The sequence below is a fragment of the Burkholderia sp. 4NA327C6 genome (assembly GCF_005502655.1).
GTDB lineage: Bacteria > Pseudomonadota > Gammaproteobacteria > Burkholderiales > Burkholderiaceae > Burkholderia > Burkholderia contaminans.
On sequence record NZ_SCNZ01000045.1, the window covers coordinates 14,920 to 28,660 of the forward strand.

Annotated in this window: 12 protein-coding genes; 10 read left to right on the forward strand and 2 right to left on the reverse strand. The window is 66.7% G+C overall.

The annotated features are described in order from the left end of the window. Positions 1 to 95: 95 nt before the first annotated feature. The gene (locus FFS49_RS32505; RefSeq protein WP_039354833.1) at positions 96 to 815 is read right to left on the reverse strand and encodes a nitroreductase; all 720 of its coding nucleotides are present in this window, start codon (positions 813 to 815) and stop codon (positions 96 to 98) included. A gap of 228 nt (positions 816 to 1,043) precedes the next feature. Between FFS49_RS32505 and FFS49_RS32510 the strand changes: the two genes are divergently transcribed. The 10 genes from FFS49_RS32510 to FFS49_RS32555 all read left to right on the forward strand — a co-directional run bounded on the left by FFS49_RS32510 (position 1,044) and on the right by FFS49_RS32555 (position 12,411). Continuing rightward, positions 1,044 to 2,024 carry an AAA family ATPase gene (locus FFS49_RS32510; RefSeq protein ID WP_047852328.1) on the forward strand — a complete coding sequence of 327 codons (981 nt, stop codon included), beginning with the start codon at positions 1,044 to 1,046 and terminating at the stop codon, positions 2,022 to 2,024. A gap of 172 nt (positions 2,025 to 2,196) precedes the next feature. After that, positions 2,197 to 3,306 carry an NAD(P)/FAD-dependent oxidoreductase gene (locus FFS49_RS32515; protein WP_105817492.1) on the forward strand — a complete coding sequence of 370 codons (1,110 nt, stop codon included), beginning with the start codon at positions 2,197 to 2,199 and terminating at the stop codon, positions 3,304 to 3,306. A 137-nt stretch (positions 3,307 to 3,443) separates the two neighbouring features. Then, positions 3,444 to 3,755, forward strand: coding sequence for a high-potential iron-sulfur protein (locus FFS49_RS32520; RefSeq protein WP_039354792.1), 312 nt, complete (start codon positions 3,444 to 3,446; stop codon positions 3,753 to 3,755). Between the two features lie 191 nt (positions 3,756 to 3,946). Next, positions 3,947 to 5,254, forward strand: a complete 1,308-nt coding sequence (locus tag FFS49_RS32525; RefSeq protein ID WP_039354795.1) for an MFS transporter — start codon at positions 3,947 to 3,949, stop codon at positions 5,252 to 5,254. A gap of 326 nt (positions 5,255 to 5,580) precedes the next feature. Next, on the forward strand, positions 5,581 to 7,209 hold the full coding sequence (locus FFS49_RS32530; protein WP_039354798.1) for an ABC transporter substrate-binding protein: 1,629 nt from the start codon (positions 5,581 to 5,583) through the stop codon (positions 7,207 to 7,209). A gap of 117 nt (positions 7,210 to 7,326) precedes the next feature. Then, entirely contained in the window at positions 7,327 to 8,337 is a 1,011-nt protein-coding gene (locus FFS49_RS32535) for an ABC transporter permease subunit (protein ID WP_014895775.1), read from the forward strand. Positions 8,338 to 8,341: 4 nt separating this feature from the next. Next, on the forward strand, positions 8,342 to 9,259 hold the full coding sequence (locus FFS49_RS32540) for an ABC transporter permease subunit (RefSeq protein WP_039354804.1): 918 nt from the start codon (positions 8,342 to 8,344) through the stop codon (positions 9,257 to 9,259). 2 nt (positions 9,260 to 9,261) lie between these two features. Then, on the forward strand, positions 9,262 to 10,260 hold the full coding sequence (locus FFS49_RS32545) for an ABC transporter ATP-binding protein (protein ID WP_039354807.1): 999 nt from the start codon (positions 9,262 to 9,264) through the stop codon (positions 10,258 to 10,260). Continuing rightward, positions 10,257 to 11,273, forward strand: a complete 1,017-nt coding sequence (locus tag FFS49_RS32550; RefSeq protein ID WP_039354810.1) for a peptide ABC transporter ATP-binding protein — start codon at positions 10,257 to 10,259, stop codon at positions 11,271 to 11,273. Before FFS49_RS32545 ends, FFS49_RS32550 begins: the two co-directional genes overlap by 4 nt. Next, complete coding sequence (locus FFS49_RS32555; protein WP_039354812.1) at positions 11,266 to 12,411, forward strand: TraB/GumN family protein; 1,146 nt, start codon at positions 11,266 to 11,268, stop codon at positions 12,409 to 12,411. Before FFS49_RS32550 ends, FFS49_RS32555 begins: the two co-directional genes overlap by 8 nt. A gap of 560 nt (positions 12,412 to 12,971) precedes the next feature. On the opposite strand, the gene pxpA is transcribed toward FFS49_RS32555, so the two are convergent. Then, positions 12,972 to 13,736, reverse strand: coding sequence for a 5-oxoprolinase subunit PxpA (pxpA, locus tag FFS49_RS32560; protein WP_011353486.1), 765 nt, complete (start codon positions 13,734 to 13,736; stop codon positions 12,972 to 12,974). Positions 13,737 to 13,741: the final 5 nt, after the last annotated feature.

Consider the following 13,741-nt stretch of genomic DNA (forward strand, 5'->3'; position numbering starts at 1 on the left):
CCGATCGATTTCGATCGCGATGTGACAGGACGCGTCGCCGCAGGTTCGCCGCACGATGCGTTCCTGTTCGAAAGGTAGGGCCGCGTCGTGCGTTTTCAAGCGAAAAAGCGCGTGAACTCGGCGACGGGCGCGCGCTCGGTGACGAGGCGGTTCTCGATCGCGTCGGGGTCCGCATGGCCGAGCGACATCCCGCAGACGAGCTGTTCGTTGGCGGGAATACCGAGGTGTTCGGTGATGATCCGGTGAAACGGCACGAACGCGGCCTGCGGGCAGGTATCGAGCCCGCGTGCGCGCGCGGCCGTCATCACGCCCTGCAGGAACATCCCGCAGTCGAGCCAGGCACCGTAGGTCATGACCCGGTCGAGCGTGAAGAACAGCGCGACCGGCGCATCGAAGAAACGGAAGTTGCGTGCGTGCTGCGCATGCATGCGCGCCTTCTCGTCGCGGCCGATGTTCAACAGGCCGTACAGGTCCCAGCCGACCTTGCGGCGCCGGTCGATGTACGGCGACACCCATTCGCGCGGGTAGTAGTCGTACTCGGCGACGTATTTCTCGTCGCGCGCGGGATCGTCGTGGGCCGCGGTGAGTGCCGTGGCGAGCGCATCGCGCGTGGCGCCCGTTGCGACGTACACGCGCCACGGCTGGATGTTGGTGCCCGACGGCGCGCGGCTCGCGGCTTCGAGGATGGCCTCGAGTGTGTCGCGCGGCACGGGCGTCGGCAGGAACGCGCGGACCGCGCGGCGCGACGTGAGCGCAGCGTCGACGGCGTCGATCGCATCGGCATCGACGCGCGGGACAGCAGAGGGGACGGACATCGGCATACCTTCGGGGCGGGCCCGACGCGCCGCGCGGGCGCGGTCGGCAAGGCCGGTGTGGCGGGTGGGGGAACCATCGATCATACGCCGCGGCGCGCCGGCGTGCAGCGCGCGCGGGTGTTAGCAGCAGACGCACGCGGCTGCTTGCTTGCGCGGAGATGCGGGATCGCTACACTGAAATCGTAAGGGTCTGATGATCATGTGACGGCAAGCAGCAGCGAGGTTGGTATGACGACGGCGATGGTGAAACAGGAACTGGCGGTGGCATCCTTCAGCACGGTGTACGACCTCGAGCAGGTCGAGACGGCGCTGAACGACCTGAACGAGAGCGCGAGCGACGCACTGCGCGCCACCTACGAGAGGATGCTCAAGACGGGCAATCTGCGCTTCTGCGTGAAGCCGAACCGGATGCCGTCGTTCGACGCGCTCGGCGAGGCATTGCCCAATTTCGCCGAGCCGCTCGATGACGTGCGCAAGCAGGTCGCGCTGTGCCTCGAAACGGACGACCGGCTCGAACTGATGCCGATCCTGCTGCTCGGGCCCCCGGGCATCGGCAAGACGCACTTCGCGAAGGCGCTCGCGCAACTGCTCGGCACCGCTTACCACTACGTGCCGATGAGTTCGCTGACGGCCGGCTGGATCCTGTCGGGGGCGTCGTCGCAATGGAAGAACGCGAAGCCCGGCAAGGTGTTCGATGCGCTCGTGAACGGCAGCTACGCGAACCCGGTGATCGCGGTCGACGAGATCGACAAGGCCGGCAGCGATGCGCAATACGATCCGCTCGGCGCGCTGTATGCGTTGCTCGAGCACGACACCGCGCGCGCATTCATCGACGAATTCGCGGAAGTGCCGATCGATGCGGGCAACGTGATCTGGATCGCGACCGCGAACGAGGCGCACGCGATTCCGGAGCCGCTGCTCAACCGGATGAACGTGTACGAGATCGAGCCGCCCGACGCGGCCGGCGCGCGCCGGATCGCGCAGACGATCTACGACGAGATCCGCACGTCGCATGCGTGGGGGCGGCGCTTCCCGGACACGCTCGGCGACGACGCGCTCGACGTGCTGGCCGCGACCCCGCCGCGCACGATGCGCCGCGCGCTGCTGCACGCGTTCGGCGCCGCACGGCTCGCCGGCCGCGACGCGATCGGGCCGCGCGACATCCGGGCCGACGAAGGCGCCGCGAAGCGCCGGACGATCGGCTTCTGAACGAGCGGCGCGCGCACGGCGGCGGCATGTGCACCGTGCCGCGCCGTGCGTCGTGCCGTGCGTCGCGCGTCATGCGCGTCGTCGCGACACGCTGCACGACCTTCGGCAAGCGGATGAACCGGGACGTACAATTCCCTTCTCTCCCCTCGACGCGCTAGCGGCGCGAAACGTCATGGAGCAGATGGATTGTGTCGTGATCGGCGCGGGTGTCGTCGGTCTGGCGATTGCGCGCGAACTGGCCGCGCGCGGGCGTGAAACGCTCGTGCTCGAGGCGGCCGATGCGATCGGCACCGGGTCGAGTTCGCGCAACAGCGAAGTGATCCATGCGGGGCTCTACTATCCGCGCGGGTCGCTGAAGGCGACGTCGTGCGTGCACGGGCGCGACCTGCTGTACGAATTCTGCGAGACGCATCATGTGCCGCACCGGCGCGCCGGCAAGCTGCTCGTCGCCACGAGCGCCGCGCAGGTGAAGCAGTTGAGGGCGATCGCCGCACGCGCGGCCGAAAACGGCGTGCTCGACCTGATGCCGCTCACGCGTGCCGAGGCGCAGACGCTCGAGCCCGCGCTCGAATGCGTCGAGGCGCTGTTCTCGCCGTCCACCGGCATCGTCGACAGCCACCAGCTGATGCTCGCGCTGCTCGGCGACGCGGAGCGCGACGGCGCCGTGTGCGCGCTGAAATCCCCGGTCGAATCGATCGACGTGCTGCGCGGCGGGCGCTTCGTCGTGCGCACGGGCGGCGACGAGCCGACCGAGATCGAGGCCGCCTGCGTGATCAACAGCGCGGGCCTCGGCGCCCAGGCGCTGGCGCGCCGAACGCGCGGCCTCGACCCGCGCTGGGTGCCGCCGCTCTATCTCGCGCGCGGCAACTACTTCAGCCTGTCGGGGCGTGCACCGTTTTCCCACCTGATCTACCCGATGCCCGACCGCGCGGGGCTCGGCGTGCACCTGACGCTCGATCTCGGCGGGCAGGCGCGTTTCGGCCCGGACGTCGAATGGTGCGATGCGCTGCGCTATGAAGTCGACCCGGCGCGCGCGAGCGCGTTCTACGCGTCGATCCGCGCCTTCTGGCCGGGCTTGCCGGATGGCGCGCTGCAGCCGGCGTATGCGGGCATCCGGCCGAAGGTCGCGGGCCCCGGCGAGCCGCCGGCCGATTTCATCGTGCAAGGGGCCGCGCAGCATGGCGTGCGCGGGCTCGTGAACCTGTTCGGCATCGAGTCGCCGGGGCTCACCGCGTCGCTCGCGCTCGCGCAGCGGGTGGGCGACATGGCGGCTTATCGTTGACGCGGCGCACTCGCCCGGTGTGTCGAATTTCTTATCTATGACATTTCGACGCGCACAACCATTTGCTTGAGCGTTATTCTGTCGAACGGCTGTCGCCAGAACAGCTTTCAAACCGATAACGTTGGAGCGAGTCCCCCATGAAAACATCCCGTCGGAGTTTCCTGATTACGAGCATTGGTGCCGTGTCCGCGCTGGCGCTGTCGCGTGAAGCGCTGGCCGATGCGCCGATGCTCGCGGAAAGCGACCCGACCGCGACGGCACTCGGCTACAAGGCCGATGCGACGAAGGTCGACAAGACGAAGTACCCGAAATACGCAGCAGGCCAGGATTGCGCGGCCTGCATGCTGTACCAGGGCAAGAAGGGCTCGGCCTCGGGCCCGTGCGGCGCCTTCCCCGGCAAGCAGGTGTCGGCGAAAGGCTGGTGCAGCGCCTTCTCGAAGATGGGTTGAGGCCCGTGCGGCATCGTGCGATGCCGCATTGTGGCGGAAACCGCACAACGCCCGCCGTCGAAAGACGGTGGGCGTTTTTTATTGCTTGAAAACGGTTCCGTCGCTTTCTACACTCGCTGCAAACCGGCGCGCCGCGGGCATCCCGCGCGCCGCGCAGCCCGGCACGGCGAACTGACGAGGACGAGGCACGCATGGCGACGATTGCGAATTCAACGAAAACGATCCGGCCCGAGCGTGCGCTGAACCGGCGTGCAGTCGCGGCCGCCGTGATCGGCAACGCGCTCGAGTGGTACGACTTCACGGTGTTCGGCTTCATGACGGTCGTGATCGCCGAGCTGTTCTTCCCGACCTCCAGCGAATACTCGTCGCTGCTGCTGACCACCGCGACGTTCGGCGTCGCGTTCTTCATGCGCCCGATCGGCGGCATCGTGTTCGGGCTGTACGCGGATCGCGCGGGCCGCAAGGCCGCGCTGTCGCTCGTGATCCTCCTGATGACGGCCGGCATCTTCCTGCTCGCGATCGCGCCGCCGTATGCGGCGATCGGCATCGGCGGCCCGATCCTGATCGTGCTCGGCCGCCTGCTGCAGGGCTTCTCCGCGGGCGGCGAATTCGGCAGCGCGACGGCGCTGCTGATCGAGGCCGCGCCGTTCTCGAAACGCGGCTTCTACGGCAGCTGGCAGATGGCGAGCCAGGCGGCCGCGCTGCTGATCGGCGCGCTCGTCGGCGCGGCCGTCACGCGCGGGCTGTCGCACGAGGCGCTGCGCAGCTGGGGCTGGCGCGTGCCGTTCATCCTCGGGCTCGTGATCGGCCCGATCGGTTTCTACATCCGCCGCCATCTCGCCGATTCCGAGGCGTTCCTGCACGCGCAGCAAAGCGCGCGCCGCGCGACGCTCGGCGAAGTGTTCACGCGCCACCCGCGCGAGGTGCTGTGCGGGCTCGGCTCGGTGATCGCGCTGACGGTGACGATCTACGTGCTGATCAGCTATCTGCCGACCTTCGCGGTGAAGCAGCTGAAGCTGCCCTACGCGGAATCGTTCTACGCGGTGATCGTCGGCAACCTGCTGCTGATGGTGCTGTCGCCGATCGCCGGTGCGTGGTCGGATCGCATCGGCCGCAAGGGGCTGTCGCTGTGGTCGCTCGCGCTCACGCTCGTGCTGATGTATCCGCTGTTCGCCTGGCTCGACGCGGCGCCGAGCATCGCGCGGCTGATCGCGGTGCAGGCCGTGCTGTCGGTCACGCTCGCGGGCTACTACGGGCCGTTCGGCGCGATGATAGCCGAGCTGTTCCCGGCCAACGTGCGCTCGACCGGGCTGTCGATCGCGTACAACGTCGCGGTGATGCTGTTCGGCGGCTTCGGGCAGTTCATCGTCACGTGGCTGATCAAGGTAACGGGTACGCCGCTCGCGCCGACCTACTATGTGATGGCCGGGATCGCGCTGTCGATCGTCGCGGTCGCATTCGTGCCCGTGCGCAGCGCCGACCTCGATGCGCCCGCGTGACGACTCGACGACATGACGATTTGACGACGGTCACCGGATCATTTCGCAAAACGCAATGATGTGCTGCAGTCCGTGGCAAAGCGGTGAGTCGATCCTTCGTGTTCGCGCCCGAATTGTTTAGTTGTCGAACGAAACTTGCGCGAAATGAACGAAATTGGTGCTCGCGCGCGTTGTCGCATTTTTTACCCCCACTAAACATCGGCAAAAACCCGGCGGGCATCTAGAAGAGTTTTTTCTCCAGCTTGTTGCCACATCGTTAGCTCAAGTAATATCCGCGTACGCCGGCCCCTGGCGGGCCGGTTCCGATCTGGAGACCTGGAGGAAACATGGAATACAACCGTCTGTTGCACACCCTGCGTGTTACCGCCATTGCAGGCGTGGCAGCGGCATCGCTCGGCGTCGCGGGTTCTGCATTCGCACAGATCCCGAACAAAACGCTCGTCTACTGCTCAGAAGGCAGCCCGGCGGGTTTCGATTCCGCGCAATTTACGACCGGCGTCGATTTCACCGCAGCTACGTTCACCGTCTACAACCGCCTCGTCGAATTCGAGCGCGGCGGCACGAAGGTCGAGCCGGGCCTCGCCGAGAAGTGGGACGTGTCGTCGGACGGCAAGGTGTACACGTTCCACCTGCGTCACGGCGTGAAGTTCCATACGACCGACTTCTTCAAGCCGACGCGTGAATTCAACGCGGACGACGTGCTGTTCACGTTCCAGCGCATGCTCGACCCGAACCAGGCGTTCCGCAAGGCGTACCCGGTGTCGTTCCCGTACTTCACCGACATGGGCCTCGACAAGCTGATCACGAAGGTCGAGAAGGTCGATCCGTACACCGTGAAGTTCACGCTCGCCGAGCCGAACGCGCCGTTCATCCAGAACATGGCGATGGAATTCGCGTCGATCCTGTCGGCCGAATACGGCGACCAGCTGATGAAGGCAGGCAAGGCCGCCGACATCAACCAGAAACCGGTCGGCACGGGTCCGTTCATCTTCCGCAGCTACACGAAGGACGCGACGATCCGGTTCGACGGGAATCCTGATTACTGGAAGAAGGGCGAAGTGAAGATCTCGAAGCTGATCTTCTCGATCACGCCGGATCCGGGCGTGCGCGTGCAGAAGATCAAGCGCAACGAATGCCAGGTGATGAGCTATCCGCGTCCGGCCGACATCGCGACGCTGAAGGCCGATTCGAACGTCGACATGCCGTCGCAGGCAGGCTTCAACCTCGGCTATCTCGCGTACAACGTCGAGCACAAGCCGGTCGACAAGCTCGAGGTGCGTCAGGCACTCGACATGGCGATCAACAAGAAGGCGATCCTCGAGTCCGTCTACCAGGGCGCAGGCCAGGCGGCAAACGCGCCGATGCCGCCGACCCAATGGTCGTACGACAAGAACCTGAAGATGGCGCCGAACGACACCGCGAAGGCGAAGGCGCTGCTCGCGAAGGCCGGCTTCCCGAACGGTTTCGAGATCACGCTGTGGGCGATGCCGGTGCAGCGCGCGTACAACCCGAACGCCCGCCTGATGGCCGAGATGATCCAGGCCGACTGGGCGAAGATCGGCGTGAAGGCGAAGATCGTCACGTACGAGTGGGGCGAGTACATCAAGCGCGCGCACTCGGGTGAGCAGGACACGATGCTGATCGGCTGGACGGGCGACAACGGCGACCCGGACAACTGGCTCGGCACGCTGCTCGGCTGCGAAGCGATCAAGGGCAACAACTTCTCGCACTGGTGCTACAAGCCGTTCGACGAGCTGGTCCAGAAGGGCCGCACGACGACGGGCCAGGACGCGCGCACGAAGCTCTACATGCAGGCTCAGCAGATCTTCGCGCAACAGCTGCCGTTCTCGCCGATCGCGAACTCGACGGTCTACCAGCCGGTGCGCAAGACCGTGGTCGACATGCGTATCGAGCCGCTCGGCTATGCCCGCTTCGACGGTGTTAGCGTGAAGTAACACGCGTGTCGTAAGCTGTCTACGAAGACCGAGACCGGCTAATTCATCCGGCGGCGGGAGGCCAAAAGCTTCCCGTCGCCGGTCGCACATTTCCCACAAGAAAATCCGAGACGCATCATGTTCACATTCGTGTTGCGCCGCGTGGGCATGGTGATCCCGACTTTCATCGGCATCACCATCCTGGCGTTTGCGCTGATTCACCTGATACCGGGCGACCCCATCGAAGTGATGATGGGCGAGCGCGGCGTCGATCCCGCGATGCATGCGGAGGCGATGAAACGCCTCGGGCTCGACCAGCCGCTGCCCATGCAGTACATCCACTACATCGGCCGGGCGCTGCATGGCGACCTCGGCACGTCGATCATCACCAACACGAGCGTCGCGGGCGAGTTCTTCGCGCGCTTCCCGGCGACCGTCGAGCTGTCGCTGTGCGCGCTCGTGTTCGCGCTCGCGGTCGGGCTGCCGGCCGGCGTGATCGCCGCGCTGCGGCGCGGCTCGGTCGTCGACCACGGCGTGATGGGCACCGCGCTCACCGGTTACTCGATGCCGATCTTCTGGTGGGGACTGATCCTCATCATGGTGTTTTCGTCATACCTCGGCTGGACGCCCGTGTCGGGGCGCATCGCGGTCGAATACGACTTCCCGCACCCGACGGGCTTCATGCTGATCGACGCGCTGCTCGCGCCGGATGAAGGCTCGTTCAAGTCGGCGGTCAGCCACCTGATCCTGCCCGCGATCGTGCTCGGCACGATCCCGCTCGCGGTGATCGCGCGGATGACGCGCTCGTCGATGCTCGAAGTGCTGCGCGAGGACTACATCCGCACCGCACGCGCGAAGGGGCTGTCGCCCGCGCGCGTGGTCGTCGTGCACGCGCTGCGCAATGCGCTGATCCCGGTCGTCACCGTGATCGGCCTGCAGATCGGCACGCTGCTTGCGGGCGCCGTGCTGACCGAGACGCTCTTTTCGTGGCCCGGTGTCGGCAAGTGGCTGATCGATGCGATCGGCCGCCGCGACTATCCGGTCGTCCAGGGCGGCATCCTGCTGATCGCGACGCTCGTGATCGTCGTGAACCTGGTCGTCGACCTGCTGTACGGCGTGCTGAATCCGCGCATCCGCCACACGAGGTAATCCCATGAGCAATCTGCAAAATACCCTGCCGACCGAATCCGCGCCGGCCGGCGGCCGTGCGCTCGCGCTGCGCGAGTTCTGGGCGAACTTCTCGCGCAACCGCGGCGCCGTCGGCGCCGGCATCGTCGTGATCGTGCTGATCCTGGTCGCGCTGCTCGCGCCGCTGCTCGCGCCGCACAGCCCGGTCGAGCAATACCGCGACTTCGTGAAGATCCCGCCCGCGTGGCTCGACGGCGGCAACTGGAAGTTCATCCTCGGCACCGACGAAGCGGGCCGCGACATTCTCTCGCGCCTGATGTACGGCGCGCGGATGTCGTTCTGGATCGGCTTCGTGTCGGTCGTGCTCGCGCTGATCCCCGGCATCGTGCTCGGGCTCGTCGCCGCGTTCTTCCAGAAGTGGGCCGACACGCCGGTGATGCGCATCATGGACGTGCTGCTCGCGCTGCCGTCGCTGCTGCTCGCGGTCGCGGTCGTCGCGATCATCGGCCCGGGCCTCACCAACACGATGTTCGCAATCGCGATCGTCGCGCTGCCGGCCTATGTGCGCCTCACGCGCGCATCGGCGCTCGGCGAGCTGCAGAAGGAATACGTGACGGCGTCGCGCGTGGCCGGTGCCGGCACGCTGCGCCTGATGTTCTCGCAGGTGCTGCCGAACTGCACGGCGCCGCTGATCGTGCAGGCGACGCTCGGCTTCTCGTCGGCGATTCTCGACGCGGCCGCGCTCGGCTTCCTCGGCCTCGGCGTGCAACCGCCGACCGCCGAATGGGGCGCGATGCTGGCCTCCGCGCGCGACTACATCGACAACGCATGGTGGATCGTGACGATGCCGGGCCTGTCGATCCTGATTTCGGTGCTCGCGATCAACCTGCTCGGCGACGGGCTGCGCGACGCGCTGGATCCCAAACTGAAACGGATGGCCTGACCATGAGCCAAGATCTTCTGACCATCCGCAATCTCGCGGTGAATTTCAACGGCCTGCCCGCCGTCGACCGGATCAACCTGTCGATCGCGCCGGGCGAGGTGGTGGGCGTCGTCGGCGAATCGGGCTCGGGCAAGAGCGTGACGATGATGGCGCTGATGGGCCTGATCGACGCGCCGGGCAAGGTGACGGCAGACGAAGTCACGTTCAACGGCGTCGACCTGCTGAAGGCGTCGCCGAAGGCGCGCCGCAAGATCGTCGGCAAGGACATCGCGATGGTGTTCCAGGACGCGCTGACGAGCCTGAACCCGAGCTATACCGTCGGCTACCAGATCAAGGAAGTGCTGAAGCTGCACGAGGGCTTGCGCGGCGACGCGCTGCACCGGCGCGCGCTCGAACTGCTCGACCAGGTCGGCATTCCCGACGCGAAGAACCGCATCGCGTCGTTCCCGCACCAGATGTCGGGCGGGATGAACCAGCGCGTGATGATCGCGATGGCGGTGGCGTGCAACCCGAAGCTGCTGATCGCCGACGAGCCGACCACCGCGCTCGACGTGACGATCCAGGCGCAGATCATGGACCTGCTCGTGAAGCTGCAGAAGGAGCGCGGGATGGCGCTCGTGCTGATCTCGCACGATCTGGCCGTGGTGTCGGAAGTCGCTCAGCGCGTGGCGGTGATGTACGCGGGCGAGGTGATCGAGACCAACAGCGTGCCCGACATCTTCCGCGCGCCGCATCATCCGTACACCGAAGCGCTGCTCGCGGCGATTCCCGAGCACAATCAGGGGGCGCGTCGCCTTGCCGCATTGCCGGGCATGGTGCCGGGCCGCGATGATCGCCCGTCCGGGTGCCTGTTCGCGCCGCGCTGCAAGTACGTCGTCGACGATTGCCGCAAGGCGCGGCCGGCGCTCGACACGCTGGTGCAGGGCAACGACGCGATGCGCGCACGCTGCATCAAGCCGCTCAACGTTTCCAACCTCGACCTGACGGGAGGTGCACGATGAATGCAGTCAATCAAACGCCTCGCGTGTCGCACGACGAGGAAGCCGTGCTGGTGGCCGACGGCCTCGCGAAACACTATTCGGTGAAGCGCGGGATGTTCGGGCAGGGCACGGTGAAGGCGCTGAACGGCGTGTCGTTCTCGCTGAAGCGCGGCAAGACGCTCGCCGTCGTCGGCGAATCGGGCTGCGGGAAGTCGACGCTCGCCCGCCAACTGACGATGATCGAGACGCCCACGTCGGGCAGCCTGACGATCGACGGCAAGAACGTCGCCGGCGCAAGCCGCGAGACGGTCGCCGACCTGCGCCGCCGCGTGCAGATGGTGTTCCAGAACCCGTTCGCGTCGCTGAATCCGCGCAAGACCGTCGAGCAGACGCTTTCCGAGCCGCTCGAGATCAACGCGAACCTGACCGCCGCGGAACGTGCGCAGCGCATCGCGCAGATCATGCGCACGGTCGGCCTGCGGCCCGAGCACGCGAAGCGTTATCCGCACATGTTCTCGGGCGGGCAGCGCCAGCGTGTCGCGATCGCGCGCGCGATGATCCTCGATCCGCGCATCGTCGTGGCCGACGAGCCGGTGTCCGCGCTCGACGTGTCGATCCAGGCGCAGATCCTGAACCTGTTCATGGATCTGCAGGAGCAGTTCAAGACGAGCTACGTGTTCATCTCGCACAACCTGTCGGTGGTCGAGCACGTCGCGGACGACGTGATGGTGATGTACTTCGGCAGCGTCGCGGAGCTGGGCGACAAGGCGACGATCTACGCGCGGCCGCGCCATCCGTACACGCGTGCGCTGATGTCGGCGACGCCGGCGATCTTCGAGGAAGACCGCCGCGTGCAGATCAAGCTGCAGGGCGAGCTGCCGTCGCCGCTCAATCCGCCGTCAGGTTGCGCGTTCCATCAGCGCTGCCCGTATGCGGTCGAGCGCTGCCGGGTGGAGGAGCCGCAGCTGCGCGAGGTCGACGGCCGGCGCGTGGCCTGCCATCGGGCCGAGGAAGTCGGGGAGGAGAATGCCTGAAGCGTTGGCGGCGCGCGCGTCCGGCGTGCGCCGTGCGGGGGCAAGCAGCGCGCGCGTGATGCGCGCGTACCGCTACGCGCGGCGCTGGAGCGTGCGTACCGTCACGGGCGCGGCGCTGGCCGGCGCGTGTGTGGCGGCCAGCCTCGTGGTTCCCGTCGAATCCGCGCGCGCCGAAGGGCGCGCGCCGGCCACTTCACCGATCCATCCGTCGCAAGTCCCGCCGCCCGGCATGAGCCTGCCGGGCTTTCACGCGCCCGCCGTGTCCGACGGCACGGTATCGCGCGGCACCGTGCGCGTGCAGCCCGCGCGCATGCCGTTCTACGTCGCGACCAAGGGCAAGGTCACGCTCTACGTGCTCGGCACGCTGCACACCGGCGACCCGTCCGACTACCCGAGCGCGCAGCCGTTCCGGCCGCGCATCCTCGCGGCGCTCGCCGCGTCGCCGACGCTCGCGCTCGAGCTGTCGCCCGACGACCTGCTCGAATCGCAGGACGACGTGTCGAAGTACGGCGTCTGCCGCTACCCGTGCCTGCAGCGCCTGCTGCCCGAGCCGCTGTGGCAGCGACTCGCGGCGCGCCTGCGCGGCAATCCGGCCGCGCTCGCCGAGATCCGCAAGATGCGGCCGTGGCTCGCGGCGCTCGTCGTCGAGACCTACGATTCGCTGTCGGCCGGCCTGCAGACGGAATACGGCACCGAGGCGCAGCTGCAGAACGTGTTCCTGAAGAAGAAGGGCGGCCGCGTGATCGGGCTCGAGACGCTCGCCGAGCAGATGCGCGCGTTCACCGGGCTGACGCTCGCCGAGCAGCGCGAGATGCTCGCGCAGGACATGGTGCAGACGCCCGCGCAGAACGCCGACGACATCAAGGCGCTGCATCGACTGTGGCGAATTGGCGACGCCGATGCGATCTCGGCATGGGCGGTCGCGAAGAGCGAGCGGCTCGCGCGTTCGAAGGCGTTGTCGGACGCGATCGACAACAAGATCGTGTACGAGCGCAACCGGCGCTTCGTTGCACGGATGACGGCAATCGCCGCACCGAACCGGCCGCTGTTCGTCGCGATCGGCGCGCTGCACTTGGGCGGCCCGCGCGGCGTGCTCGAATTGTTGCGTCAACAAGGTTACAGGGTCGACGCGAACTGATCGCCGTCACCGCGCCCGAACCGATCCTCCCCTGTTTGATTGACGTCGTGCGAACGGCTCGAACGCCTGTATGGGCACGCGATTCGATAAGGAAAACCCTCGAATCATCAGAAAATAGCGTTTCAAACGATTGACATCCCGATCTGCCAATATCTATTCTTCGATCCACAAGTTGAAAAAATGAAAAGAATAGAAAAAGTTCTACGGGGTAGCAGAAAATAAAGCGCGGGGTGAGCGCGTTGCCGGCACGTGGTGCACGTGCCGGCCGCGGAAGTGTCTGCATGTACGGCGGGGCCAAACATCGTCGAACAACAATCAGGCATGCAGGCCGACTTGCGGGATAAGCGACGTTCCGTCGTCCCACCGGGGAAAGGCAGTGATCGGGCGGCGGCGGACGTTTTTTAATCCGGAATAATTTTCCGGTCACCGTCGCAAGACGGTTTCGGGGGGTGAATCGACAGACGGCGAAGCCGCAGCGATTGCGCCAACGGAAAAGCGCCACGAGGGCGCTTTTTTCTTTTGTACGACGGATCGTGCGTTCGCGCGTGCGATCGGCCGGATCAGGCGCGTTCGTCGGCCTGCAGCATCCCGGGCGCGACCACGTCGACGCCGACCGCCTCGAGCGCGGCGCGAATCCGTTTCGCGAATACCAGCGCATGCGGCCCGTCACCGTGCAGGCAGACGGTCTGTGCATTGAGCATCACCCATTCGCCGCCGATCGCACGCACCTGCCGGCTGCGCACCATGTCGAGCGTGCGCGCGATCATCGTGTCCTCGTCGTCGATCAGCGCGCCGGGCTGGTTGCGCGGCACGAGCGAGCCGTCGGCGCGGTAGCCGCGATCGGCGAACACTTCCTCCACCGCGGCGAGCCCCGCGTGCCGCGCGGCCGCGACGAACACGCTGTTCGCGAGCCCGAACACCGCGAGCGACGGGTCGAAATCGCGGATCGCGGACACCACCGCATCGGCGATCATCGGGTCGCGCGCGGCCTGGTTGTACAGCGCGCCGTGCGGTTTGACGTGCGCGATGCGCCCGCCTTCCGCCTGTGCGATCGCCGACAGCGCGCCGAGCTGGTACAGCACGCCCGCGTAGATGTCGCTGGCCGGCAGCTGCATTTCCTTGCGGCCGAAATTCTCCGGATCGTGAAAGCTCGGATGCGCGCCGATCGCCACGCCTTTCTGCACGGCCCAGCGTACGCAGTCGCGCATCGCGTTCGCACCGCCCGCATGCCACCCGCATGCGATGTTCGCGGACGTCACGAGGTCGAGCAGCGCCTCGTCCGAACCGCATCCTTCGCCGAGATCGGCATTCAGATCGATTTGCATGATGT

Coding starts and splice junctions, on each gene's coding strand:
- FFS49_RS32505 (WP_039354833.1), bottom strand. CDS start 815: ATGTCCGTCCCCTCTGCTGTCCCGCGCGTCGATGCCGATGCGATCGAC.
- FFS49_RS32515 (WP_105817492.1), top strand. CDS start 2,197: ATGGAGCAGATGGATTGTGTCGTGATCGGCGCGGGTGTCGTCGGTCTG.
- FFS49_RS32530 (WP_039354798.1), top strand. CDS start 5,581: ATGGAATACAACCGTCTGTTGCACACCCTGCGTGTTACCGCCATTGCA.
- FFS49_RS32540 (WP_039354804.1), top strand. CDS start 8,342: ATGAGCAATCTGCAAAATACCCTGCCGACCGAATCCGCGCCGGCCGGC.
- pxpA (WP_011353486.1), bottom strand. CDS start 13,736: ATGCAAATCGATCTGAATGCCGATCTCGGCGAAGGATGCGGTTCGGAC.
- FFS49_RS32510 (WP_047852328.1), top strand. CDS start 1,044: ATGACGACGGCGATGGTGAAACAGGAACTGGCGGTGGCATCCTTCAGC.
- FFS49_RS32520 (WP_039354792.1), top strand. CDS start 3,444: ATGAAAACATCCCGTCGGAGTTTCCTGATTACGAGCATTGGTGCCGTG.
- FFS49_RS32545 (WP_039354807.1), top strand. CDS start 9,262: ATGAGCCAAGATCTTCTGACCATCCGCAATCTCGCGGTGAATTTCAAC.
- FFS49_RS32525 (WP_039354795.1), top strand. CDS start 3,947: ATGGCGACGATTGCGAATTCAACGAAAACGATCCGGCCCGAGCGTGCG.
- FFS49_RS32550 (WP_039354810.1), top strand. CDS start 10,257: ATGAATGCAGTCAATCAAACGCCTCGCGTGTCGCACGACGAGGAAGCC.
- FFS49_RS32535 (WP_014895775.1), top strand. CDS start 7,327: ATGTTCACATTCGTGTTGCGCCGCGTGGGCATGGTGATCCCGACTTTC.
- FFS49_RS32555 (WP_039354812.1), top strand. CDS start 11,266: ATGCCTGAAGCGTTGGCGGCGCGCGCGTCCGGCGTGCGCCGTGCGGGG.